Origin of the sequence: Thioclava kandeliae (assembly GCF_040297545.1) — a bacterium.
GTDB lineage: Bacteria > Pseudomonadota > Alphaproteobacteria > Rhodobacterales > Rhodobacteraceae > Thioclava > Thioclava kandeliae.
The window spans coordinates 1-23,470 of the sequence record NZ_JAYWLC010000004.1; the positions used below are offsets into that span (position 1 = coordinate 1).

Consider the following 23,470-nt stretch of genomic DNA (forward strand, 5'->3'; position numbering starts at 1 on the left):
GGTCATTACCGCTATACCCACCGCATCTATGGCCATTTCATGCAGGAGCATATGCCCGAAGCCTAACGCGGGCTGTTTCTGGCCGGCGACGGTGTCAGCTGGACGCCCGATAGCCCCGGACCGGGGGAAATTCTATCCGCTCTATGGGCCCATACCCGTTGCAGAACAAGCGCCGCCAGTCATCGGAGTGAGCTATGACAGCTGAGTTTTCGTCATGGGGTGCCACGGCTAAACCGCATTCCAGTCAGGTTGAACATTTGCCAAGCTCGCGCGCAGGGCCAAAGACCCCAGTTGCAAAAGGCCGGATCATCTAACCAAGAGAGAGAAGGACATCCCATAACATCCCCGCTCGCAACCGCCCTTGGCCCGAGCATCGCCTTGGCTGGCATGGGCCGCGCCGAGACACGGGATAGACCGGTGGCCTATCCCGGGATATCTTATCAGACCCAGAATGGCGTCAGCTTTGCCGAGGATGTGCCCCCCGCATCGGCGGCGATCCCTCGATCAATATTCATGCTAAGGGCTCGCTCTTCAAAGACGACGGGATCAAACCTGCGGTGCAACCGGTCGAGCCACGGATCGGTGGGCGTCTCCGCTCGATCCATACCGAAGGCGCGAAATGCCGCGCCCGTAACATGACCACTGCGCGGGTGGCCGATATGTCCCGGACCTGCGGCTGCGACAAGGCCAAAGAGCTGTCGGGCGGCCTCGTGATCGGCCGTCCGTCGCGGAAGAAGGGCTATGGAGGCCGATCTGCTACTCTCTTCCGCCCGATGCGTGCCCTTGCAGGCCGGAGCGTTTTCGCGACAAGGAGGAGCCAGAGTTTCCCTGAGGTCGACCATGCCCCCGGCCCGGGGCAGAAGCAGGAGAGCAGCTTGATACGACGGGGTCTCGACCTGCTCTATTCGACCGCCACTCCCGGTGTCCCTGTCGCTCTGATCGCCATCTTATGTCTGATCGTTGCGCAGGTGGTCTGCCTCTGGCTGGGGCCGGTGTTTTTGCGATCCGCACAATATGCGGCTCATGCCATGGCGGCCGCCTCGCGGATGGCGCTGGCAGATATGTTCTGGCGAACCGTGCATGTCCGCGTCATCAAGGGGATCAGGACATACCGTCCGCTGCGCCGCAGCTCCGAGATCCGGGTCTCTGCGATGACCGTAGTCTTGGCGCTGTTCTTTGCAGGATATGCGATCCAGGCGCCGCTTTCGAGCCACAATATCCACGATATCTCGCAGGGGCAGGACCGCGCGCCGCTCGGGATCTTGAAGATTGCAATGGTGGCGGGCGCGCCCATTCTGTCGGCGGCGATGCTGGGCACGGTCGGCAGGAGGTCTCCATGCGCGAAACCTCGGCCCTCGGCCCTGCGGTTCCCCGCCATCGCCCCGATCCCGATGGGTGCCGGCTTCCTGACGCTTGCGATGGGCTTTACCGGCGCGCCCGAGGCACTGGCGCAGATTACGGCATTGGAGGGGGGCATCCTCTTGCTGCAAGGGTGGACGCAGTATGGTCCGGGCTATATTGCCTGCACGAGGCATCCGATATGTGCCATCATGATCGCGATGCTCGCCAGTCTCGCGCTCTTGCCCGAGCACGCCACATCGCGACCCACTCTTAGAAAGGGCGAGCCATGATCCTTCTTACTTGGTTGGGCCGACATGCGCGGGCCCTGCTCTTTACGGGGTTCTGTGTCATCCCGTTCCTGCCCGTCTCGCCCGAGGCCCTGCGGCCTGTGCTGGCGCCTCTGGTCATCTCGGTTACGGCGCTCGGTATCATGCGCCAGCCCTTTACCCGCGTCGAGATTGCGCGGGTCTTTGGGTGGATGGCGGTGCTGCGCGGCGTGCTGTTTCTGGCGACAAGCCAGCTGGGGTTGGCGCTGCTCTTCCGGCTCACGGGGCTGTGGGTGGCGTGGCCGTTGGCCATCGCCCTGCCGGTTGCGGCCTTCTGCGCTGCCCCGCCGCTCAGTTCCGCGCCGAACCTCGCGCTGATGCTGCGCTACGACTTTCCGCAGGCATTGCGGATCACGCTGCTGGGTACGCTTCTGGCTCCGCTCACCATGCCGCTCAGCCTCTGGCTTTCGGGGCTCGACTTTACCGGCTCCATCAGCGAGGTCGCCCTGCGTCTTCTGGGAATGCTGGCCGGTGGCATCGCGCTTGGCGCCGCCCTTCAGGCATGGCTCGGCATGGAACGCATCCGGCAGGGAGCAGATGCGCTTAACGGGATTGCCGCGCTGTTCATGTTGGCCTTCCTGATCCCGCTGATTGGCGGGATGGCGCATCTGGTCGCGCAGGACCCTGCGCGTGCCGCGATCTATCTGGCGCTGGCACTGATCCTGAATATCGGCGGCAATCTGGCGCTGCGCTGGGTCGCAGGACAGCTGAGCGGCGGGGGCCGCGCGCTTGGTCTGGTCTTTGGCAACCGCAATACGGGACTGGTTCTGGCGGCCCTGCCCTTCGACCCGCATCTGGCGCTTTTTGTGGCCGCGATGCAGGCCCCGATCTATCTGGGACCGGCGGTCTTTTCCCATTTCGAACGCAGGCCGACGCCCGGCGAGATCTCGGAGGTCTCCTGAGCCTCGATACCCGTTTCCACGGATCATGGGAGGATGCGGGCAATCCCCGAAGCCACCATCTGCCCGCTGGCGCAAAGGTGGTGGGGGCTGCGGTTGCTCGCGACGATTGGTCGGGCAATCGCGCGGCTAGAGCGTCACCCAGGTTGCATCCTGCGCGGAAGAGGTGACGCAGGCGGTAATGAAGCGCATCCCTGCGAGCCCTTCCTCAAGCCCGGGGAGCAGCCCGAGATCGCGGCTGCCATGGCGCGCGGCGCGGATCGCGGTGGCGGCTTCCGTATAGAGATTGGCAAATCCCTCGAGATAGCCTTCGGGATGGCCGCCCGGTACGCGGCTGATCGCCCGTGCCGCAGCGGTGGCACCGGCGCCGCCCCGCGTCAGCAGACGCTTGGGCTGGCCGTAGGGGGTGAACCAGAGCCGGTCAGGCTCTTCCTGCGACCAGTCGAGCCCGCCCGCATCGCCATAGATCTTCAGGCTTAATCCGTTCTCGTGGCCAACCGCCACCTGACTGCACCAGAGCATCCCCCGCACCCCACCCGCAAACCGCAGCAGGACATGGCCGTTATCATCCACCGCCCGTCCGGGCACGAAAGCCTGCAGGTCAGCGGCGAGCCGCTCTACCGGCAGACCGGAAACGAAACAGGCGAGGTTATGGGCATGGGTGCCGATATCGCCGACCGCGCCGCCAAGCCCCGCCCGGGCCGGATCTCCGCGCCACTCGGCCTGTTTGCTGTCGCCCGCCCGGGCCAGCCAGTCCTGCGCGTAATGCACCTGCACGACCCGCAGCGCCCCCAATTCTCCGGCCGCGATCATCTCCCTTGCCTGCCGGATCATCGGATAGGCGGTGTAGTTATGGGTCAGGATGAACAGGGCCTGCGAGGCCCGCACGGCCCGCTCGAGCGCCTGCGCCTGTTCCATCGTCGCCGTCAGCGGCTTGTCGCAGATCACATGGATGCCACGCTCCAGAAAGGCTGCCGCGGCAGGCCCGTGCACATGGTTGGGCGTGACGATCGCCACCGCCTCGATGCCGTCTTCGCGGGCGGCCTCCGCCTCGGCCATCTCCGCATAGGAGCCATAGCAGCGCTCTGCCGCCAGCCCCAGCGCCCGCCCGCTCGCGCGGGATTTCTCGGGGGTGGAGGAGAGCGCACCGGCCACCAGATCGAACGCTCCGTCAAGCCATGCCGCATGGCGGTGCACCCGACCGATATTGGCATCGATCCCGCCGCCGACCATTCCCAGCCTGATCCGCTCCATCATGCAAGCCCCAGCATCTTGGCATTGGCGGCCTCATCAAGGCCCGCCGCTGCGAAATCGTCGAATGCGCGTTCGGTCACGCGGATGATATGGTCTTTCACGAATTGCGCTCCCTCGCGCGCCCCATCCTCGGGGTGTTTCAGGCAGCATTCCCATTCGACCACGGCCCAGCCCTCGAAATCCATCGCGGCCAGTCGCGAGAAGATGGCCCCGAAATCCACCTGACCGTCGCCCGGACTGCGGAAACGCCCCGCGCGGTCGAGCCAGGACTGGAAGCCGCCATAGATACCTTGACGGCCGGTCGGGTTGAATTCGGCATCCTTGATATGGACCATGCGGATCCGGTCGCGATAGATATCCAGATATTGTAGATAATCGAGACATTGCAGCACGAAATGCGAGGGATCATAGAGCAGGCAGGCGCGCTTATGCCCGCCCACACGCTCGAGAAACATCTCGTAGCTGGCCCCGTCATGAAGGTCCTCGCCCGGATGGATCTCGTAGCAGACATCCACGCCACACTCCTCGGCATGATCGAGGATGGGACGCCAGCGTGCAGCCAGCTCATCGAAGGCGCGCTCGATCAGTCCTGCGGGACGTTGCGGCCACGGATAGAGATAGGGCCATGCCAGCGCCCCCGAAAAAGTGGCCATCGCTGTCAGCCCGAGATGTCTCGAGGCGGTCAGGGTTTTCATCACCTGATCGACGGCCCATGCCTGACGCGCGCGGGAGTTGCCGCGCAGCGGCACCGGCGCAAAACCGTTAAAGGCCAGATCATAGGCTGGATGCACCGCCACCAGCTGGCCCTGGATATGCGCGGACAGTTCGGTGACTGTCACGCCATTTTCTTCGGCCTGTCCTTTCCAGTCGTCGCAATAGGTCCGGCTGGTTGCGGCAAGATCGAGATCGATCAGCCCCGCCTCGCCGCTGGGCACCTGCACGCCGTGATAGCCGGTCTGCGCAGCCCAGTTGGTGATGGCTGGCCAGTCGTTGAAGGGCGCATGCGACCCTACGAATTGTGCCAGAAAGAGGCCGGGCCCCTTGATCGTTTTCATGACTTCCGTCTCCTGTTCGGGGGCAGGCCCTGGCCGCGTTCTATAACCGTCAGGATGCCCCTGATCGCAGGCGCCGTGAACCTTGCTCGAGCATGCCGGCCGGCACCTGATGCGGGTCCCCGTATGGGACCATAAAGCGCAGCCCCGCGAGTGAAACAGAAAACCCGCCATTTGAAACGCGAGGTTATTTCATCTGCCGTCACAATTTTTCTCATTTGCGGTTCGGGGCTCTCGGGGCCGATCCTAAGGGCATCGCTACAAGATGCCCCGACAAACGGGGCCGATCCTTCCGGCCCGCCCTCCCTTCGCCGGACCACTGACCAAGTTCCATCAGGAGAACCAGATGCCCCATAAGGATTGCACCAAAGGCCACGGTGCCGCCGGACCGTCTCCCGCAGCCTCCGGTACAAAAGGGATCTCGCGCCGCGCCCTGCTGAAAACGGGCGCCGCTGCCGCCGTGGCCACGGGCTTCCCCGCGCCCATGATCTGGGCGCAGAATATCAAGGACATCACGATCACCCATATCGGCCAGTCCTACTCCACCATCCCCGAGATCGGCGCGCGCGCGAACGAGGAGTTGGGCTTCAGGGTCGAGATGCAGACCGCGCCGGATCAGACGACCCATATCAACCGGCTGCTCACCCAGCCCAATTCGGTCGATGTGACCGATATGCCCAATACCAACCTGAAATATTTTCAGGGCCGTGGCGTGCTGATGCCGGTGAAGACCTCGGATTACAAATGGTTCGACAAGACCATTCCGCTGCTGACCACGGGCAAATACCCCGATGGCACCTCCGCCACGATGGAGGGGATGGCGCCGATCAAGACCCAGTATTGGGCCACGCAGGACGCCAAAGACTATTCGCTGGCCCCCACCGAATGGCTGGTCGGCGTGCCGATGTATTACAATGCCGATACGCTGGGCGTCCGTCCCGATCTGATCGGGCGTCCGGTCGATAGCTGGGCGGAGTTGCTCAATCCCGAATTTGCCGGAAAGGTCGCGCTGCAGGATGGCACCGCCACCGGCATTGCCGATAGCGCCATGGCGCTTCAGGCGCTCGGCGAGATCGACTATGCCGATAAGGGCAATATGACCAGGGCCGAGATCGATGCCACGATCAAGAAACTGATCGACTACAAGAAATCCGGCCAGTTCCGCTCGTTCTGGACCAATTTCGACCAGTCGGTGCAGCTGATGGCCTCTGGTGAGGTGGTGCTGCAATCGATGTGGTCGCCCGCCGTGACCGAGGTGCGCACCCGCGGCATCGATTGTAAATATAACGGCATGAAGGAAGGCTATCGCGGCTGGTATATCATGATGACCGCCATGAGCCATCTGGACGGGCTCAAGCGCGATTGCGCGATCGAATATATGAACTGGGTCAATTCCGGCTGGGCGGGGGCGTTCATCTCGCGGCAGGGCTTCTACAACTCGGTGCCCGAGAATGTGAAAGCCTTCATGTCCGAGAACGAATATGGCTACTGGTACGAGGGCAAACCGGCGACCGAAGACATCCTCAACCCGTTCGGCAAGGTCATGGAGAAGGCCGGTATCACCCGTGATGGCGGCTCGCTCTGGGACCGGATGGGCAATATAGGCATCTGGAACACGGTGATGGACGAGGATCGTTACCTGACCCGCCAGTGGCAGAGCTTCCTCGCCGCCTGAGGCCTCGACAGCGGCGCGCAGGCCCCCCGCGCGCCCTGCGCCCTAGGTTCTGCCTCGGGCGCTCCTCGGGCCCTGCCTCGGGAATGTCTTTTGTAAATGCGCCTCATCGCCCCGCCACGGGACGATGCGTCTCCAAGCCAGAAGAGGCAGAGCCCTGCCATGTTTTCCAGTCCCCGTCTCCCCCGCATCCTCCCCTCGCGCGGGCTCTCGCCGAAGCTTGTCTCCGTGTTGCAGGTCACGCCGATGGCGCTCGTCTATATCACCCTCGTGCTGGTGCCACTCGGGCTGATCTTCGTGGTCAGCTTCCTCGATTACAATTTCGCGCAGGTCTTCCCCGAACTCTATCTCGAGACATGGATCGATACGCTGACCTCCGATCTGACGTTGTCGCTCTATCTCAAGACCTTCAAATTCCTGATCATCGTCTGGTGTATCTGTGCGCCGCTGGGCTTCGCGATCGCCTATTTCCTAGCCTATCACATCCGCACCAACTGGGTCCGCACCCTGCTGGTGGCGGCCATCGCCATCCCGTTCTGGACCTCGGGGCCGATCCGCATGGTGTCCTGGGTGCCGCTTCTGGGCCGTGAGGGTCTGGTGAACCAGGCGCTGATGGGGCTGGGCCTTGTGGACCAGCCGGTGAGCTGGCTGATGTATTCGGAATTTGCCGTGATCGTGGCCTATGTCCAGATGCTCACCATGCCGATGATCGCGACCTCGCTCAACTCCATGGCCAAGATCAAACCTTCGGTCATTCAGGCCGCCGAGGATGCCGGTGCCTCTGAATGGCAGATCGTGCGCGATGTGATCTTCCCGCTGGTGCGGCCCGGCCTTGCCATCGGGACGGTGATTATTGTGACCGCCGTGATGGGCGATGTGTTCATGGTCAAATATATGGGCGGCAGTCAGGTGAACACGGTGGGCATGTCGATCATCACCGATCTCAACGCCTTCATGTATCCGCCCGCTGCGGCCAAATCGGTGCTGCTACTGTTCGTGGTGCTGACCATCGTTCTGGCTCTGCTGCGCTTTGCCGATATCCGCAAGGAGCTGCGCCAATGACCCGACGCAGCAGACCGCTCTCCTTCTATATTCTGGGCGCGCTGACCGTCCTCTTCATCGCCTATGTCTACGCGCCGATGGCCTGCCTCTATATCCTGTCCTTCCAGGGGCCCGATGGCGGCATGTCCTTCCCGATGGTGGGCTGGTCGCTTGACTGGTTCCGTATGCTGTTCTCGGGCTCGGGTCAGGGGCTTGGCGATATCCCCACCGCGTTCGAGCGCTCGATCCGGCTGGCCGTCTGTGTGGGCGCGCTGACACTCGTGATTTCGGTCACCGCGGGACTGGCCTATCGGCGCCGCTTTCCGGGGGCGAATTTCGTCTTCTATTCGGCGATTGCCTCAATGGTCCTTCCAGGCATCTTCATCGGTTTCGGGATCGCGTTATCCTTCAACATGCTGGGCTGGCAGAGCAACTGGTTTACCTCCGGTATTGGCGCGCAGCTGACATGGACCCTGCCCTTCGGCCTGCTGATCATGTTCATCATCCTTGGCCGCTTCAACACCAGCTACGAGGAGGCCGCGACCGATCTGGGCGCGAGCGCGCGCCAGCGCTTCCAATGGGTGATCCTGCCGATCATCCTTCCCGGTGTGATCGGGATCGGCATGGCGGGTTTCACCTCATCCTATGAGGAGACCATGCGCACCTCGCTCAATGTCGGCACGGGAAACACCCTGCCGATGGAAGTCATGGGCCTTCTCAACGCTGCCTCCACGCCGGTGCTGTTCGCGATCGGCACGATGACGACACTGGTCTCCTTCTCCCTGATCATCATCTCGCTGCTTGTGATGTCGCATATTGCAAAACGCCGTAGCATGAGGAAACCCCTATGAGCCTTGCGCATGATCTCACCCCCGCCCGTCGTCCCGCACCCGCGCTCCGGCAGGTGACACAGGGCCATCGTTTCGACGCGGAGCTTGTGGCCGTCACCAAGCGATACGGCCATGGCGCACCGGCGGTCGATGCGATCTCGCTACGGATCCCGCGCGCCTCCTATTGCTGCCTTCTCGGTCCCTCGGGTTGCGGAAAATCCACCACGCTGCGGATGCTGGCGGGCCATGAGGAGGTTAGTGATGGCGCGATCCTCATCCATGGCGCCGAAATCACCAAGGCGGCCCCCGTGGCACGCGGAACCTCCATGATGTTTCAGGATTATGCGCTCTTTCCGCATCTGACGGCACTCGATAATGTGGCCTTCTCGCTCAAGGTGCAGGGCGTTTCCAAGCTGGAACGTCGCGCCCGCGCGCGGGAGTATCTGCAGCTTGTGCAGATGGACCATCTCGCCGACCGTCTGCCCAACCAGATGTCGGGCGGCCAGCAGCAGCGGGTGGCGCTCGCGCGCTCGCTGATTACACGCCCCAAGGTTCTGCTCCTCGACGAGCCACTCTCCGCGCTCGACCCGTTCCTGCGTATCCGGATGCGGGCCGAGTTGAAACGGATCCAGAAGGAACTGGGCATTTCCTTCATCCATGTCACCCATAGTCAGGACGAGGCGCTGGCACTGGCCGATCTGGTCGTGGTGATGAACAATGCGGTCATTATGCAGGCTGGCACCGCCCGAGAGGTATTCGAGACCCCGCAAAACGCTTTTGTCGCCAAGTTTCTGGGCGGGCACAATGTGGTGGAGACCGCGACGGGTCGGGCCTCGGTAAGGGCGGATCAATGCGTCATCGGTAAACGCGCTGGTATGCGCGCGCTCGACGGCAAGGTCGCGATGATCGAGTATCAGGGCACATCGGTGCGCATCACCCTCGAGGCTGCGGGCCATGACGATCTGACCGCGCTGGTCCCGACAGCCGTCTATTTCGACCATGCGCTCGAACTGGGCAGCGCCTGCACCCTCTCGTGGAATGCGGCAGACGAACATCCGCTTCAGGGCTGAACGGACGAGGGGCATATCAGTCGATGTGCCCCTCGTCAGGCATGAAGTGGTCCGGACCGCTCAGGCGACCCTGGCCAGTTCTTTGGATCGGACCTTTTCGGTGATCCATGTCCGGAATTGCACCAGCGGCTCGCTCTCCATCTGCTTCCACGAGGCATTGAGATAATAGGGCGAACGGATGTGATAGGGGTCGGCCACGGGCACGAGCCGTCCCTTCTCGAGCGCATCGGCGATCAGCAGCGAGCGGCCCAGAATAACCCCAAGCCCCGCGCTTGCCGCCTCCATCGCCGTGCCTGCCTGATTGAAGCGCGACCCGTGGGCGACACCTTTGCGGCTGATGCCGAAATCGGCAAGGTAGCGCGCCCAGTCCGGATAGGTCCCGTCCATGCCGCCCGTTGCGCGATCGACATGGGCCAGCGGTGCACTTTGCAATATGGTGCGGCTGTCATTGCCAAATCGCGCGGCAAGCTCGGGCGAGCAGACGGGAATGATCTCTTCTTCGAGCAACGGCTCGCTATGGCAGTCAAGCTGGCTCAACCAGTTGACAATCCGCAGATCGCTTTCCTGCTCCTCGGCCTCCTTGCGGGTGAGGAAGGTTTTGATCGTCACATCCACCTCCTCCGATTGCCGTGTGAATTCCGACAGGATCGGGATCAGCCAGAAGGTGGCCACCGAGGTCGAGGCCGAGACCGTCAAACGGCGGCGCTCGTCATAATCGGAGGCCTCCAGCGCGAGGATGGCGTCATTGATCAGATCGAGCCCGCGACCGATACGGTGCACATTGGCGCGCGCCTCGGTCGTGAGTTCGATCCGGCTGTTCTTGCGGATGAAGAGCCGCACCTGCAGGAACTCCTCGAGCTGGCGGATCTGGTGGCTGACGGCGGTGGGCGTCACGCACAGCTCGTCTGCAGCCTTCACAACGGAGGAATTGCGAGCGGTCGCCTCGAAGGCCCGGATCGCGTTGAGTGGAATTCTTTTGCGCATATTGATCACCTCAATGACGTTTCCCTCTCCTGCATTAGGCGCCCGTTTCGGGCCTCGGTAAAGCCTGCCGCCGCGCCTGTGGGCGGCCTTTGCGCCCGTAGTCCGGACTATGCCCGCAATCCGGCAGAATAGTCGGAAATCGCATGATTTTTTGGCCTTTTATGGGCGGGGTCAGGCGCGTTTTCGGGCCTGTCCCAGGGGGCTGTCGCACAGCCCTTTCCGGCCGCGGGCAGAGGCTTTCGCAGGCGGGAGGGGCCAGTATGGAAAAGGGCGCCCGGAGGCGCCCTCTTGCATGTCGGTCCTGCGGCTCATGCGGCGCCGCGGGTTTCGGCGGCGGCCGCCCGATCCAGCCTGTAGGATCCCGGCATCCGGTTCTCGATAAAGGCCCAGCGGTCGCGGATCTTTGTCTGCTGCGCCATATCCACCTCGGCCAACACGACCTCGTCTCCCATGGTCGCGGCTTGCGCCACGATCACTCCGTCAGGGCCGCAGATGAAGCTCGCGCCGATGAAGGTGGTGCCGTTCTCCTCGCCGGCTTTGCCGCAGGCAATGGTCCATGTCGCGTTGGAATAGGCGCCACCGGTGATTGCCAGCTGGCTGGCATGGCGCGCGGCCTCGAGCGTGCCGCCATTCATCACCGGCGTATTATACGAACAGCAGAAAAGTTCGGCCCCGTTCAGCAGAAGGCTCCGCCAGCTCTCGGGAAACCGCCTGTCATAGCAGATCAGCCCGCCCGCCGCACAGCGCGCCCCGCCCCGAAGTTCCAGCGGATAGGCCGGAAAGCCCAGATCGCCCGGCTGGAAATAGCGCTTCTCGAGGATGGTGATCTCCTTCTCCGGATCGGGGTCCAACTGGCCGGGGATATGCACCTTGCGGAACACGCCCTTGGTGGCACCATCCGGTCCGAGGAAACTCATGGAGTTATAGAGCCCGTTCTTCGTGGGCTCCTGATGCGATACGACGATGGCCAATTCCGTCTCGCGCGCCTTTTGCCCGATCCGGCCCATCGCAGCAGTGACGGATCGGACATCGTCCCATTCGGAGATGTCCTGCACCTTTGCCGCGAAATAGGGCGAGAGGGCCAGCTCGGGCAGGACCGCAATCTCGGCGCCCTGCTCTGCCGCGGCGCCCATGAGCGACAGGATACGCCCGACCGTCTCGTCGAGCGTGGCACTTGCGGGACCCATCTGCAGGGCTGCGGCCTTGAACGTGGTCATGGCAGGCCTCAGGCCGATTTTCTCAGCGCGTCGGGCCCCGCGATGATCTCCATCGCCGAGGTCTCGTCGATCACATCGCAGATCTTGAACTGCATGTCGAACAGGGCTGCGGCATGGCTCATCTCGATCCGGTCGAAGACGCCCTCCTCGATCACCTGCATCTTGTAGCCCATCGCCTCGCCATCCACGCAGGTGGCGCGCACGCAGCCGGAGGTGGAGTTGCCGACAACCAGGAAACCGTCGATGCCCTTCTCCTGCGCGATCAGGTGCAGATTGGTGAAGGCAAAGCAGGACGGCGTCTGTTTCTCGACGAGGATGTCGCCTTCGACCATCGCTACCTCGGCCGGAATCTCGGAGCGGAAATCGGTTGCGGCAAATGTCCCGCTTTCGGCGCGTGCCATGCCGGTATAGCCGTGGAAGACATGTTTGGAGTAGATTACCGGCATGCCGGATGCGCGCGCCGCCGCCAGCAGACGTTGCTGCACCGGAATGGATTTCCACGCATGCGGGCCGCACGCGCCGGGGAAGCGGTCGATCTGCTCGTGGATCGGACGGTCCTCGCCGATTGCGGTCACCTGCATGTCGATCACAAGCAACGCATTGACTTTGCCCGGCCCGTGCGGCTGGCGTAGATTATGGCGCGCGGCGAGAAGTTTCCTGTCATCCTCGGTCAGAAAATTTTCCCAGACCTTGTTCATGTCGCTCTCCTTTTCGGGCCCCTCAACGGGCATTGCACAAAGCCTAGGCGCGGCGCGACCCGGACAGATAGTGCGGATTTCTGTTCCGCGGGCTGAGAAACACTCAGCCCGTGGCCTGCTGGTCTGTCGGGCGGGCCTCCGAGGGGCTCATCGGCGGGGCTGCCAGCTCCGGCATGAGAAAACCTTGCGCCGTGCCAAAGTTTAACTCCTTTGACCCGGTGGGCGGTTGGGCGGATCTAGATCCTATGACCCATCCAGATCCCCATGCGGTGCCGACACGATCGGAACGTCACCGTATCGCCATTGCCTGTACCGTCTCGCTTGTCTTTCTTATGCAGGGCATCGACACGACGATCCTGACCGTCGCAATTCCCGGAATTGCCGCCGACCTGCAGCGCTCGCCATTGTCGCTGCATCTTCTGGTAAGCGCCTATCTGCTGGCGCTTGCGGTGTTCATGCCGGTGGCCAGCTGGTTCTCCGACCGGCTCGGGCCGAGGCGGTTGTTCTGCCTGTCCGTGCTGATCTTCATGGCGGGCTCGGTCCTGACCGCCTTCATGCCCACGCTCGGGCTGATGATCCCGTGCCGGATGCTTCAGGGGTTCGGCGGGGCGCTCATGACACCTGTGGGGCGGCTGATCGTGCTGCGGGCCTTCGGGCCCGGGCGCACGATCGATGCGATGACATGGCTTGCGATCCCGACGATGGTCGGGCCGCTCATCGGGCCGCTTTTGGGGGCGGTGCTTGTCGAGATGTTCGACTGGCGGCTCCTGTTTGTGGTGAACACGCCGCTTGCCATCGCGGCCATTCTCGGCGTGCTCCGGCTCGTTCCGCCTTTGCCTGCTGTTGCCGCAGGCCGCTTCGACACGCGTGGCTTCCTGCTGGCGGGGCTCGCGCTGGTGACCTTCCAGCTGGCCATCGAGGCGCTCGGGCTGTGGGGCGGGATCGGTCTAACGCTATTGCCGGTCTCCGCTCTCGTGTTCTGGGTCTATACCCGCCATGCGCGGACGCGCGAGAAACCGGCGCTCGATATTTCCCTCTTCCACTTCGAGAATTTCCGCATCGGTGTGCTTGCGGGCGGCCTGGGCCGCGCGGGGCTGAACGCGATGGCGTTCCTGCTGCCGCTTTTCCTGCAGCTCGGTCTGGGCTTCCGTCCGCTGCAGGCGGGGCTGATCTCGGCGCTCGCGGCCTTCAGTTCTCTGGCCTCGAAGCCGGTGCTCAAACATGTGATCCGCAGGCTGGGGTTCCGTCGCACTCTGGTGGCGCTGACAGTCGCGGGTAGTCTCTCTCTGGCCGCCTATGCCACCGTCAGCACCGGCTGGCCGGTCATGGCGCTGGTGGGCATGTCCTTCCTCGCGGGGGCGGTGCGCATCCTTTATTTCAACTCGGTGCAATCGATCACCTTCACCGGACTTCCCGCAGAGCGGCTGTCTTCGGCCACCGCGACAGCAGGTGTCATCCAGCAGCTCTGCATGGGGCTCGGGATCTCGCTCTCCGCCGCCCTTCTGAGCGCGCTTCAGGGAGAGGCCGCGGAGGTGGGTATGCGCGATTTCAACCATGCCTTCCTGATCATGGCCGTGCTGCCGCTGCTGTCACTGCCATTGCTGATGACACGCGCGGGGGGCAGGCAGGAGCCCGCCGCAGCGCCGCTGAGAAAAACTAACCCCGAGAAGGAGAACAAGTCGATTGGCGCGATTGCGCGATCGATAGAGACTACGACCAAGGCCGGTGAGCGCGCCCCCGAGCGTGCCTCCGATACGGCCGCCTGACGCCGGACAACGCGTGCCGGCCCATCCGACACAGAGCGAAAGGACCCTCCCCATGACCCAGATCGGTGTCTTCCTTCCCATCGGCGGCAAAGGCTGGCTGATTTCCACCACCTCGCCCGCCACGCGCCCCAGCTTCGATTTCAATAAGGCGATCGCGCAAAGGGCCGAGCATTTCGGTCTGGACTTCGCGCTCTCCATGATCAAGTTCCGCGGCTATAACGGGCCGTCACGCTACTGGAACGAGGCGCTGGAGAGTTTCACCATGATGTCGGGCATCGCGGCGGTGACGCAGAGGATCAACCTCTTTGCCTCCTGCGCGATGCTGACCCTGCCGCCCGCGATTACCGCGCGGATGGCCGTGACGATGGACAGTATCGCTCCGGGCCGTGTGGGGGTGAATATGGTCACCGGCTGGCAGCCCAAGGAATATTCGCAGATGGGACTGGAGCTGACCCCCGAGCATTTCTCGCGCCGCTATGATTATGCGGGGGAATATGTGCAGGTCATGCAGGAGCTGTGGGCCACCGGTCGGTCAGATTTCAAAGGCGATTTCTTCCAGATGGATGATTGCGTCCTCGAGCCGCTGCCGACCAATAATCGCATCCCCATCGTAGGGGCGGGCCAATCCGAGGCCGGCATGGATTTCGTGGCCAAATATGGCGATTACAATTTCGTGGGCTCGGGTGGCGATCTGAACAATACCACCGCCTCGCGTGACACCGTGGCCCGCGTGAATGCCGCAGCCCAGCGTCATGGCCGCGATACCGGAGCCTTCCTGCTGCTGATGATCATCGCCGACCGCACCGAGAAGCTCGCCTTCGACAAATGGGAGCTCTACAAACAGGGCACCGATATCGAGGCGCTGCAATGGCAGGCCTCGCAGGCCGGCCAAGACAAGGTCGCCAAGGACGGCTCGACGGCAGCCGCGCTCGTGCGCGCCATCGACAACCCGCAACCCACCGGCATGCTCAAGCTCATCGGCTCCTACGAGCAGGTGGCCGCGATGCTGGACGAGATCGCCAGCGTACCGGGCCTCAAGGGGATCATGCTGACCTTCGACGATTTCATCATCGGGATGGAACAGTTCGGACAGTATATCCAGCCCCTGATGAAGACCCGCAATGGCGCCGCGCGCAAAGCGTCTTTCGCCGCCTGATCTTTGCCCTTGCTACGAGACCGCGTAACCGCCGGAGCCTTTGCCCGGCGGTTACGCCTTTCGGCGCAAGATCCTAAGCGGCGCCTTACAGGAGTATTCCATGAAAGATCTCTCGTTTTCCTTGCCTTCGGCCACTGAGATCCGTCACCAGATCCGTTCAGGTCAACGCACAGCGCTTGAAATTACCCGCGCCTGTCTTGGCCGGATCGCGCAGCGTGATCCGATGGTGAGAGCATGGATCAGCCTCAATCCCGAGGCCGAGGCACAGGCTGCGGCGATTACCGCAGATGACCCGCGCCCTCTGGCGGGGGTTCCGGTGGCGGTGAAGGATATGATCGAGACGCGCGATCTGCCCACGACCCATAACTCGCCGCTCTATGGCGGCTTCCGCCCTGCTGCCGATGCGCCCTGTGTCGAGCTGTTGCGGGCCGCAGGCGCGATTATTCTGGGCAAGACCGACACCACCGAATTTGGCGCCTGTGGGCGCGATGCGATGACCGCAAATCCCTTTGATCCCGCGCGCACCCCGGGCGGCTCCTCGGCTGGCACCGCCGCCGCGGTCGCCGATTTCCATGTGCCGCTGGGACTTGGCACGCAGACCGGAGGTAGCACGATCCGTCCTGCCGCGTTTTGTGGCATCCCAGCGCTCAAACCCTCTTGGGGGCTTATCTCGACCGAAGGAGTCAAACGCTATGCGGTGAGCTTCGATACGGTCGGTCTGTTTGCCCGCGAGATCACCGATCTGGTGCTTCTGGCCGATGTCTACAATCTTCCCGAGGCCGCGCCGTTGCGCGAAGGCCGGTTGAGGCTCGGCCTATGCCCCACCCCCTATGCCGATCAACTGGCCCCCGAGATGCGCGCGGTGCTTGATGGTCTGGCCAAAGATCTGGCACCGGTTGCCGATATCACTCCCTTCGACCTTCCGGCAGACATGGCGGAGCTGGATGCGTTGCACCGCTCTGTGCAGCATTGCGAGGGCGCATCGGCCTTTCTCAATCTGGCCCGCGCGCGTGGCACGCTTCTGCATGACGATTTCCACGCCCGGGTCGACTTGCGCGAGGGGTTTACCCAGCGCCAGAATTTCGAGGCCTATGATGCGCTGGCCCGTCACCGGATGACGGTCGAGACGATGCTCGAGGAGGTCGATTTCATCATCGCGCCCTCTGCGCCGGGCTTCGCCCCGCTCGGGCGCGGTGCGGGCAATCCGCGGTTCAACGCGCTCTGGACCGCGCTGCAGCTTCCGGTCCTGAACCTGCCCGTATCGGGTCAGACCTTGCCGCTTGGTGTGTCGCTGATCGCAAGGCGCGCCGATGACCGGCGTCTTCTGGAGGCTGCGCCGAAACTGCTTCCCTATCTGTGAAAGACGGGCCTGGGGCCGCGCCCGGTAAAGGCGCGGCCTGTCTGCTGTCAGTTGGCCTCCGCCAGTTCCGGCTCGGCCCGAAGGCTGTTGCTCGACTGCGCGAGATGGCGACAGGCACGCACGGTCTGGGCCATGATGGTCAGCGTGGTGCCGGTCACGCCCGAGCCGCAGAAGGTGCTGGCATCGGTCACCAGCACGTTGGGGGCCTCCCAGAGCTGGCCCATCGGGTTCACCACCGAGCTTGCAGGATCTGTCCCCATCCGCGCCCCGCCGGTTTCATGGATGGCCGCCCCCATGACCATGACATCCTTGAAATAGCGCCGGAAGAGGAAACGCGACAGGGGACCTGCCTCCGGATAGGCGCCCTTGCCCCATTCGCGAATGCGCTTGGCCGAGCCCAGAAACTGCACCTCGCCGCCCGCGCCGTTGATCGTCTCGAGGAAGAATGCCTCCTGCCGCTCTAAAAGCGCCTCGTCCTCGGCGGACATGCGGCAGACGATATGCGCCCCCGCCAGCCCCCAGCGATCTTTGACCTTGGGATCGAGCGTCACGCGGTTCCGGGCATTTGGTTGCATCTGACCGAAGCCGAAGAATAGCAGTTTCGCCGGATCATCGGCCCCCACGGGCGAGCGTCCGATACCGCCCTGGAAATCGAACTGGCCACGGGTTTTCGGATCACCGGAGGAACGGGTGATGAAGATCCCGCCTTGGGGCTCATAGAAGGCGTCCTTGGGCAGGCTGTCATCGCCCGTCCACTGCCCTTTCACCGGCGCGTAGTGGCCCATCGCGAGCATCGGCAGCTGGTCCATGAAATAGCGCCCGAGCTGATCATGGCGGTTGCCGAGCCCCGAATGCCAGAGCAGGCGGATACTCTCGATCGGCGAGGCGCTGATCACGATATGTGCGGCCTCGAGCACCAGCACCTCACCCGTGCGCGTGTCGGTGATCTCGACCCCCGTGGCGAGACCGTTCTCGGTCAGTACACGGCGGGCGACCGAGTTCCAGCGGATGGTCAGCAGGCCCGTGGCCTTGGCGGCCGCCAGAGGCGCGAAGACGCGCTCGGGCGTGGGCGCGACCGAGCGCCAGCTGATGATCTCGCGTTCGGGCCATTTGGCCTTCACACGCGCCTTGAAATCGATCTCGGCGGGGCTCATCTTCGCGGGGCCCTTCATGATGCCATCGGGGTTCTGGGGCAGGCCATCGATATCGCCATAGATCCCCAGAAGGCGTTCGACCTCGTCGTAATAGGGCGCCATATCGGCATAGCTGACGGGCCAGTCGCAGCCTTTGCCGGTGACCGATTTCGCCTTGAAATCGTCATCCGACCAGCGCATCAGCACCCGCCCGAATGTATGAGTGCGCCCACCTGCCTGACGGCCGCGGATCCACACGAAAGGCGCGTCCTTGGGGGTGGTATAGGGGTTGTCGCGGTCATTCACATAGAAGCGCGCGAGCATGCCGCGAAAGAAAGCCGCTTTGGCCTGCACACCCTGCCCGCCCAGCGTGGCGCGGGCGCGCTCCATGATGTTGATGGGCGGCACAGGCTTTTTCTTGGCGGGGTCGAACTCGGATCTGGTGACCTCGCGCCCCGCCTCCAGCAGGAGGACCCGCAGGCCCTGAGCGGTCAGCTCATGGGCGGCAAAACTTCCCGAGGCGCCCGAACCTACGACGATGGCATCATAGGGACGGCTCATGCGTGCACCCCTTCGGCGATGCGCTTGAGCCCATGGGCCGAGCGCGTGGCAAAGCGCCGCCAGTCCGAGGGCTGGTCATGCTCGACAATCATCAGCTGCGAACCGGCCGCGACACAGGCCTCCCAGAGGGGCTGCCAGTCCATCACGCCAGATCCGAAATCGGCAAAGCCCTTCTCGTCGAGCGCCTCGCCCTCGGGGGCGATATCCTTCACATGCACGGCAGGAATGCGCCCCGCATAGCGTTTGATCCACGCCATCGGGTCCGCGCCGCCCACGACCATCCATGCCAGATCGGGCTCGAAAGGGACACTCTCGCCCAGAAGATGCTCGATCGGATAGCTGCCATCTTCCAGAGGCACCATCTCGAACTCGTGGTTGTGATAGGCGAATGTCAGGCCGCGCGCCTTCATATCCTCGGTATGGGCGGCAAGCCTCTCGCCAAGCGCGCGCCATCCTTGAGAGGTCGTCGGGCGATCCTCGGGGTTGATATAGGGCACCACCACCAGCCACATGCCGTAAAGTTTGGCGATCCGTTCCACCAGATCGGGATCGGTGTCGAAGATATCGAGTGTGAAATGGCCGGTTTTGGCGGTCAGCCCGTGGTCCCTGATCGCCTGCGCCGCCTGCGCGACCTCGGCCATATCCTCGGGGGGACCGAAGAAGAACGGCTGCACATCGGTATAGCCAAGCTCTTTCAGAAGCATCAGTTGCTCATCGAAGCTCTCCGCCTCGCGCGAGGAGAAGAGTTGGAATGACATATCACCATTGGGAAACATAAGAAGTCCTTTCGCGGATCAGCCGATCCGGAGTTCGGTTTCGGGATCAAAGAGATGGGCGCGCAGGGGGTCGGGCAGCACTTTCAGGGTCGCGCCCTCGGCATCCGCCACACGCTCGCGGAAGACGCCGGTGATGGCGGTGCCGCCCATCGCCAGAAAGACCATCGTTTCCGAGCCGGTGGGCTCGACCAGCTTCACCCCGCAGGGGATGCCGGTATCCGACAGCACCATATGTTCGGGGCGGAAACCGTAGATGACCGGCCTGCCTTGGGCGACCGTGCAGCCCGCGGCAAGCGGCAGCACGATGCCGTCTTCGCTCACAAAGATCGGGGTGCCCTCGCGGTGCTCGACCCGGCCCTTTACGAAATTCATCGAGGGCGAGCCGATGAAAGCCGCCACGAACATATTGGCGGGCGCATCATAGAGGTTGAGCGGCGTGTCGCATTGTTCGACCAGCCCGTCACGCATGACCACGATCTTGTCGGCCATGGTCATCGCCTCGACCTGATCATGGGTGACATAGATCGTCGTCGTCTTCAGACGGTGCTGGAGCGCCTTGATCTCGGAGCGCATCTCGACGCGCAGCTTGGCATCGAGATTGGACAGCGGCTCATCGAACAGGAACACCTGCGGGTTGCGCACGATGGCGCGGCCCATGGCCACCCGCTGGCGCTGCCCGCCCGAGAGCTGGCGGGGATAGCGGCCAAGCATAGGTCCGAGGCCGAGGATCTCGGCCGCCTTGCCAATCCGCGCGGCCCGATCCGATTTCGACAGTTTCGCCAGTTTCAGCGCGAATCCCATATTCTCGGCCACGGTCATATGCGGATAAAGCGCATAGCTCTGGAACACCATGGCGATGTCACGGTCGCGCGCGACCACATCATTGACGACGCGAGGCCCGATAGCCACCTCGCCGCCCGAGATCTCCTCGAGCCCCGCGATCATGCGTAACAGGGTGGATTTGCCACAGCCCGAGGGGCCGACCAGCACGACAAACTCGCCGTCCTCGATCTCGATATCGACGCCATGGATCACCTGCTGGGTGCCATAGGTCTTTGTGACGTCGCGAATGGTTACAGTGGACATATCAGTCTCCTTCATGCAGGCGCGGGGCGCTCAGCCCTTCACAGCGCCGCCAAGAATGCCGCGGACGAAATATCGCTGGGCGGACAGGATGAGGATCAGCGGCACGAGCACCGACAGGAAGGTGGCGGCCATCAGCGGCCCCTGCCCCTGTGTCGTCTGCCCGACCAGCCCTGCGAGGTTTACGGTGATCGGCGGTGACATCGCCGAGCCGCCCATGAACAGAAGCGGGATCAGGAGGTCGTTCCAGCTCCACAGGAAGGCCATGATCCCTAGCGAGGCCATGATCGGGCGCGAGAGCGGCAGCACGATGGAGATGAAGGTGCGCAGTTCGGTCGCGCCGTCGAGGCTGGCACTTTCGTAAAGATCGCGCGGGATGGACGCGATGAAGCCGCGCATCAGGAAAATGCCGAAGGGCAGCGTGAAGCCCACCTGATAGAGCCAGATCCCGGGGATGGTTCCCGAAAGGCTGACGCTATTGTAGAATTTCAGAAGCGGGACCAGCGTAATCTGCGGCGGTGTGACCAGCAGCGCCACGAGGATCAGCGATAGAGTGGTGCGGCCCGCGAAATTCATCCGTACCAAAGCATAGGCGCCGATCACCGATAAAAGCACCGTCAGCACCGTTGTCGGGATCGCGATGGCCACCGAGGTTGCGAGGCTTGCGCCCACATTCAGCTGGTCGATGGCCATGGCGTAATTCTGCGCGCTCAGCAAAGGCCGCACGAAGGCCATCCACCAGCCCGAGGTCGCGGTATCGGCCTGCGGGCGGACCGAGCTGACAAAGAGCGCCAGCACCGGCATGAACCAGAATATGAGAAAACCGATGATCAGCACGTGGAGCGCCAGACTTTTCAGCTGCCGGGTCCGGCGCGCGGCCTGTCCCTGCACACGGCTTTCGGAGAGGTGGTCGATCTCGGGTGTGGCCATGCTCATCGGGCGGCCTCCGCTTTGAACTGGAAGATATTGATGAAGGCGATGGGCAGCGCGCAGAACAGCAAGATCACTGCGATCGCGCTGGCATGGCCGAGGTCATTGACCGAGAACAACTCGTAATAGAGCCGGTTGGCGATGACATCGGTGCCGAAATTGCCGTTCGTCATGACATAGACAATGTCGAAGACCTTCAGCGCCGCGATGATCATGGTGGTGAAGACCACAAGGATCGAGGGCAGGATATTGGGCAGGATGATCGAGAAGAAGATCCGCACTTCGCCCGCCCCATCGAGCCGCGCGGCCTCGACCATATCGGTGCCGATATTCTTGATCGCCGCCGATAGGATCAGCGTGGCGATCCCGAGTTGCAGCCAGACCGCAATGAAGATCAGCGCGAGATTGTTGACCACGGGCTGGATCAGCCATGGCACAGGCGCGATCCCGAAGAGTTTCAGCACCGCATTGAACGTGCCGATCTGCGCCATCATCGCGGGCTGGTAGGAATACATCTGCGTCCAGATCACCGCACCGGCGGTGAAGGAGATCGCGGTGGGCAGGATGACGACGGTCATCGCCAGCGGCTCGTAGGAGATCTTGTCGAACAGGACCGCACTGAGCAGCGCCAGCACCAGCACCGCCAGCGGAAAGCCGATAAGCCAAATCACGTTGTTCCAGACCACATCGACCATCTCGCCCGAAAAAGCCCAGACATAATTGGCCCCGCCTACCCATTCGGTGCCGCGCGCGCCCTTGAGCGAGGTAATGAGCGTCACGATCACCGGATAGACGAGGATCAGCAGCACCAGAAGGATCGGCAACGAGAGCCAGACCCAGGGGCGCAACCCGCGGCCCGTGCGCATGGGCAGTATCGACAGGATCGCCTCGCCCATGCCGAGCCCCGCATAGACGAGGACCGGCAGGCCGATCGCCCCTATGGCGATCAGCAGGGGGATATAGGACAGGCTCTCCATCACTCGACGGTCGCCTGAACCGATTGCAGAAGGCTATCGAGCTTCTTGGGGTTCTGCATATAGCCCACGACCGCCTTGTAATAGGCCGAGGAGGTGGCCGGCGCGTTCAGCGTGTTGGGGCCTGCGACGAATTCCACATCGGGATTGGCGAAGAATTTTTGGGCGACCTCATGCAGGGTCACACTGGAATAGGCATCGACAGGCACGTTTTTGTTTGCCACAGGCCAGCGGTTTTGCGAGGCCAGATAGCTCTGCGCCGCATCGGAGGCCATGAATTCGAGGAAGGCGCGGGTTGTGGGTGTGTCGGTCAGGCCGACCGAGATCGAGGCCTGATAGAGCTCGTAATTGGCGAAGGCCGGATCGGCGGCGGGCACACGGAAGAAATCGATATTCTCGCCCGGTTTGGCGGTTTCACCGATCAGCCCCGGCACCCATGCGGCCCAGAGCGCCAGCTGGCAGGTGGGCGGCGTGGAGGTCAGGCCGTTATAGCCCACCGAGATCGGGGTCGAAATCGCGCCGATCGGTCCACCGGAGAGATGATCGGCCGCGCCAATGGTGCGCCCGAATTCCTCGAACGCCCCTTTGACCTCCGGCGAGGTCCAGGCCAGCTCGCCCTTGCCCCATTGGGCATAGAGTTCGGGGCCATAGGTCTTGAGGAAAATATTGTCGACCATCTGCGCGCCCGGAAAGCCCGACGAGCCTCCCGCGCCTTGCGCCGCACACCAGACCGGATTGCCCTTGGCGGCCTCCCCGTCGGCCCAGTCCGAGAGCGCCTGCCAGCTTTCGGGCGGGTTCGGACCGGTATAGGTCTCGGGATTATACCAGACCATGAAGGTGTTCATATGCTGGAAAATCCCGAAGGTCTTGCCCTCATAGGTGGCGGTATCGAGGAGCATCGAATTGTAATTCGCCAACAGCTCGTCACCCATGAAAGATGACAGATCGAGTGTCACGCCCTCCTTAGCGTAGTTCAGTGCGGCCCCCAGAGCGATGTCGGCGACATCCGGTGGATTGCCGGCCTGAACGCGGCTTTGCACCACGGTGGCCGTATCGGGCGATCCGGTATAGCGCACATCAACGCCCGTGCCTGCCTTGAAGGCATCATAGACGGTCTGCAGCGTCTGGCCCTCGGCACCCGAGGCCTGCCCGATCATTTCAAGACTGCCGGCAAGATCCTTGCCCGCGGCGATCTTTTTGGCCTCGGCGACGGCGGCATCGTAATAGGGATTGTCCTGGGCAAAAGCGGGAGCGATGCCGGTCAGGACCAGCAGCGAGGTGGTTGCAAGATAACGGGTTGGCTTAATCACGGTCAGTCACTCCAGTGAAGATGGACCCCTCGTCGGG

At 63.1% G+C, this 23,470-nt stretch carries 20 protein-coding genes; 9 read left to right on the top strand and 11 right to left on the bottom strand.

Annotated elements, in window-relative coordinates; all coding sequences use genetic code 11:
* The first annotated feature begins 557 nt into the window (after positions 1 to 557).
* Positions 558 to 1,631: a hypothetical protein gene (locus tag VSX56_RS06170; protein WP_350935645.1), complete on the top strand. Its 1,074-nt coding sequence runs from the start codon at positions 558 to 560 to the stop codon at positions 1,629 to 1,631.
* Positions 1,628 to 2,569 (top strand): hypothetical protein, encoded by a 942-nt coding sequence (locus VSX56_RS06175; protein WP_350935647.1) that lies wholly within the window; start codon positions 1,628 to 1,630, stop codon positions 2,567 to 2,569. The genes VSX56_RS06170 and VSX56_RS06175 overlap by 4 nt, the downstream gene beginning before the upstream one ends.
* 126 nt (positions 2,570 to 2,695) lie before the next feature.
* On the opposite strand, the gene VSX56_RS06180 is transcribed toward VSX56_RS06175, so the two are convergent.
* Together VSX56_RS06180 and VSX56_RS06185 are read right to left on the bottom strand one after the other, a co-directional pair.
* Entirely contained in the window at positions 2,696 to 3,820 is a 1,125-nt protein-coding gene (locus tag VSX56_RS06180; protein ID WP_350936150.1) for a Gfo/Idh/MocA family protein, read from the bottom strand.
* Positions 3,820 to 4,875 (bottom strand): sugar phosphate isomerase/epimerase family protein, encoded by a 1,056-nt coding sequence (locus VSX56_RS06185; RefSeq protein ID WP_350935649.1) that lies wholly within the window; start codon positions 4,873 to 4,875, stop codon positions 3,820 to 3,822. The genes VSX56_RS06180 and VSX56_RS06185 overlap by 1 nt, the downstream gene beginning before the upstream one ends.
* A 343-nt stretch (positions 4,876 to 5,218) precedes the next feature.
* On the opposite strand from VSX56_RS06185, the gene VSX56_RS06190 reads away from it, so the two are divergent.
* The 4 genes from VSX56_RS06190 to VSX56_RS06205 all read left to right on the top strand — a co-directional run bounded on the left by VSX56_RS06190 (position 5,219) and on the right by VSX56_RS06205 (position 9,485).
* Positions 5,219 to 6,547, top strand: a complete 1,329-nt coding sequence (locus tag VSX56_RS06190) for an ABC transporter substrate-binding protein (protein WP_350935652.1) — start codon at positions 5,219 to 5,221, stop codon at positions 6,545 to 6,547.
* 159 nt (positions 6,548 to 6,706) lie between these two features.
* Complete coding sequence (locus VSX56_RS06195; RefSeq protein ID WP_350935654.1) at positions 6,707 to 7,606, top strand: ABC transporter permease; 900 nt, start codon at positions 6,707 to 6,709, stop codon at positions 7,604 to 7,606.
* The gene (locus VSX56_RS06200; protein WP_350935656.1) at positions 7,603 to 8,436 is read left to right on the top strand and encodes an ABC transporter permease; all 834 of its coding nucleotides are present in this window, start codon (positions 7,603 to 7,605) and stop codon (positions 8,434 to 8,436) included. Before VSX56_RS06195 ends, VSX56_RS06200 begins: the two co-directional genes overlap by 4 nt.
* Before the next feature lie 53 nt (positions 8,437 to 8,489).
* Complete coding sequence (locus VSX56_RS06205) at positions 8,490 to 9,485, top strand: ABC transporter ATP-binding protein (RefSeq protein ID WP_350936152.1); 996 nt, start codon at positions 8,490 to 8,492, stop codon at positions 9,483 to 9,485.
* A gap of 60 nt (positions 9,486 to 9,545) precedes the next feature.
* On the opposite strand, the gene VSX56_RS06210 is transcribed toward VSX56_RS06205, so the two are convergent.
* The 3 genes from VSX56_RS06210 to VSX56_RS06220 form a co-directional block, all read right to left on the bottom strand.
* Positions 9,546 to 10,469: a LysR substrate-binding domain-containing protein gene (locus VSX56_RS06210; RefSeq protein ID WP_350935659.1), complete on the bottom strand. Its 924-nt coding sequence runs from the start codon at positions 10,467 to 10,469 to the stop codon at positions 9,546 to 9,548.
* A gap of 308 nt (positions 10,470 to 10,777) precedes the next feature.
* Positions 10,778 to 11,686, bottom strand: coding sequence for a nitrilase-related carbon-nitrogen hydrolase (locus VSX56_RS06215; protein ID WP_350935661.1), 909 nt, complete (start codon positions 11,684 to 11,686; stop codon positions 10,778 to 10,780).
* Positions 11,687 to 11,694: 8 nt separating this feature from the next.
* Positions 11,695 to 12,384 (bottom strand): cysteine hydrolase family protein, encoded by a 690-nt coding sequence (locus tag VSX56_RS06220; RefSeq protein WP_350935663.1) that lies wholly within the window; start codon positions 12,382 to 12,384, stop codon positions 11,695 to 11,697.
* Between the two features lie 245 nt (positions 12,385 to 12,629).
* Here VSX56_RS06220 and VSX56_RS06225 point away from each other — a divergent pair, with 245 nt between their 5' ends.
* From VSX56_RS06225 to VSX56_RS06235, 3 genes are all read left to right on the top strand, one after another.
* Positions 12,630 to 14,150, top strand: coding sequence for an MFS transporter (locus tag VSX56_RS06225; RefSeq protein WP_339112575.1), 1,521 nt, complete (start codon positions 12,630 to 12,632; stop codon positions 14,148 to 14,150).
* A 52-nt stretch (positions 14,151 to 14,202) separates the two neighbouring features.
* Positions 14,203 to 15,306, top strand: a complete 1,104-nt coding sequence (locus tag VSX56_RS06230; protein ID WP_350935666.1) for an LLM class flavin-dependent oxidoreductase — start codon at positions 14,203 to 14,205, stop codon at positions 15,304 to 15,306.
* Positions 15,307 to 15,406: 100 nt separating this feature from the next.
* On the top strand, positions 15,407 to 16,666 hold the full coding sequence (locus VSX56_RS06235) for an amidase (RefSeq protein ID WP_350935668.1): 1,260 nt from the start codon (positions 15,407 to 15,409) through the stop codon (positions 16,664 to 16,666).
* Between the two features lie 47 nt (positions 16,667 to 16,713).
* Here VSX56_RS06235 and VSX56_RS06240 read toward each other — a convergent pair whose 3' ends face one another.
* The 6 genes from VSX56_RS06240 to VSX56_RS06265 are packed head-to-tail and all read right to left on the bottom strand — an operon-like array spanning position 16,714 to position 23,433.
* Positions 16,714 to 18,360 carry a GMC oxidoreductase gene (locus tag VSX56_RS06240; protein ID WP_350935671.1) on the bottom strand — a complete coding sequence of 549 codons (1,647 nt, stop codon included), beginning with the start codon at positions 18,358 to 18,360 and terminating at the stop codon, positions 16,714 to 16,716.
* Positions 18,357 to 19,136, bottom strand: coding sequence for a sugar phosphate isomerase/epimerase family protein (locus VSX56_RS06245; RefSeq protein WP_350935673.1), 780 nt, complete (start codon positions 19,134 to 19,136; stop codon positions 18,357 to 18,359). Before VSX56_RS06245 ends, VSX56_RS06240 begins: the two co-directional genes overlap by 4 nt.
* A gap of 18 nt (positions 19,137 to 19,154) precedes the next feature.
* Positions 19,155 to 20,222 carry an ABC transporter ATP-binding protein gene (locus tag VSX56_RS06250; protein WP_350935675.1) on the bottom strand — a complete coding sequence of 356 codons (1,068 nt, stop codon included), beginning with the start codon at positions 20,220 to 20,222 and terminating at the stop codon, positions 19,155 to 19,157.
* A gap of 30 nt (positions 20,223 to 20,252) precedes the next feature.
* Positions 20,253 to 21,155, bottom strand: a complete 903-nt coding sequence (locus tag VSX56_RS06255) for a carbohydrate ABC transporter permease (RefSeq protein WP_350935677.1) — start codon at positions 21,153 to 21,155, stop codon at positions 20,253 to 20,255.
* Positions 21,152 to 22,126 carry a carbohydrate ABC transporter permease gene (locus VSX56_RS06260; RefSeq protein WP_350936154.1) on the bottom strand — a complete coding sequence of 325 codons (975 nt, stop codon included), beginning with the start codon at positions 22,124 to 22,126 and terminating at the stop codon, positions 21,152 to 21,154. Before VSX56_RS06260 ends, VSX56_RS06255 begins: the two co-directional genes overlap by 4 nt.
* Entirely contained in the window at positions 22,126 to 23,433 is a 1,308-nt protein-coding gene (locus tag VSX56_RS06265; protein WP_350935680.1) for an ABC transporter substrate-binding protein, read from the bottom strand. The genes VSX56_RS06260 and VSX56_RS06265 overlap by 1 nt, the downstream gene beginning before the upstream one ends.
* Positions 23,434 to 23,470: the final 37 nt, after the last annotated feature.

Coding starts and splice junctions, on each gene's coding strand:
- VSX56_RS06255 (WP_350935677.1), bottom strand. CDS start 21,155: ATGAGCATGGCCACACCCGAGATCGACCACCTCTCCGAAAGCCGTGTG.
- VSX56_RS06260 (WP_350936154.1), bottom strand. CDS start 22,126: ATGGAGAGCCTGTCCTATATCCCCCTGCTGATCGCCATAGGGGCGATC.
- VSX56_RS06225 (WP_339112575.1), top strand. CDS start 12,630: ATGACCCATCCAGATCCCCATGCGGTGCCGACACGATCGGAACGTCAC.
- VSX56_RS06240 (WP_350935671.1), bottom strand. CDS start 18,360: ATGAGCCGTCCCTATGATGCCATCGTCGTAGGTTCGGGCGCCTCGGGA.
- VSX56_RS06180 (WP_350936150.1), bottom strand. CDS start 3,820: ATGGAGCGGATCAGGCTGGGAATGGTCGGCGGCGGGATCGATGCCAAT.
- VSX56_RS06185 (WP_350935649.1), bottom strand. CDS start 4,875: ATGAAAACGATCAAGGGGCCCGGCCTCTTTCTGGCACAATTCGTAGGG.
- VSX56_RS06230 (WP_350935666.1), top strand. CDS start 14,203: ATGACCCAGATCGGTGTCTTCCTTCCCATCGGCGGCAAAGGCTGGCTG.
- VSX56_RS06250 (WP_350935675.1), bottom strand. CDS start 20,222: ATGTCCACTGTAACCATTCGCGACGTCACAAAGACCTATGGCACCCAG.
- VSX56_RS06215 (WP_350935661.1), bottom strand. CDS start 11,686: ATGACCACGTTCAAGGCCGCAGCCCTGCAGATGGGTCCCGCAAGTGCC.
- VSX56_RS06175 (WP_350935647.1), top strand. CDS start 1,628: ATGATCCTTCTTACTTGGTTGGGCCGACATGCGCGGGCCCTGCTCTTT.
- VSX56_RS06220 (WP_350935663.1), bottom strand. CDS start 12,384: ATGAACAAGGTCTGGGAAAATTTTCTGACCGAGGATGACAGGAAACTT.
- VSX56_RS06210 (WP_350935659.1), bottom strand. CDS start 10,469: ATGCGCAAAAGAATTCCACTCAACGCGATCCGGGCCTTCGAGGCGACC.
- VSX56_RS06195 (WP_350935654.1), top strand. CDS start 6,707: ATGTTTTCCAGTCCCCGTCTCCCCCGCATCCTCCCCTCGCGCGGGCTC.
- VSX56_RS06190 (WP_350935652.1), top strand. CDS start 5,219: ATGCCCCATAAGGATTGCACCAAAGGCCACGGTGCCGCCGGACCGTCT.
- VSX56_RS06245 (WP_350935673.1), bottom strand. CDS start 19,136: ATGTTTCCCAATGGTGATATGTCATTCCAACTCTTCTCCTCGCGCGAG.
- VSX56_RS06235 (WP_350935668.1), top strand. CDS start 15,407: ATGAAAGATCTCTCGTTTTCCTTGCCTTCGGCCACTGAGATCCGTCAC.
- VSX56_RS06200 (WP_350935656.1), top strand. CDS start 7,603: ATGACCCGACGCAGCAGACCGCTCTCCTTCTATATTCTGGGCGCGCTG.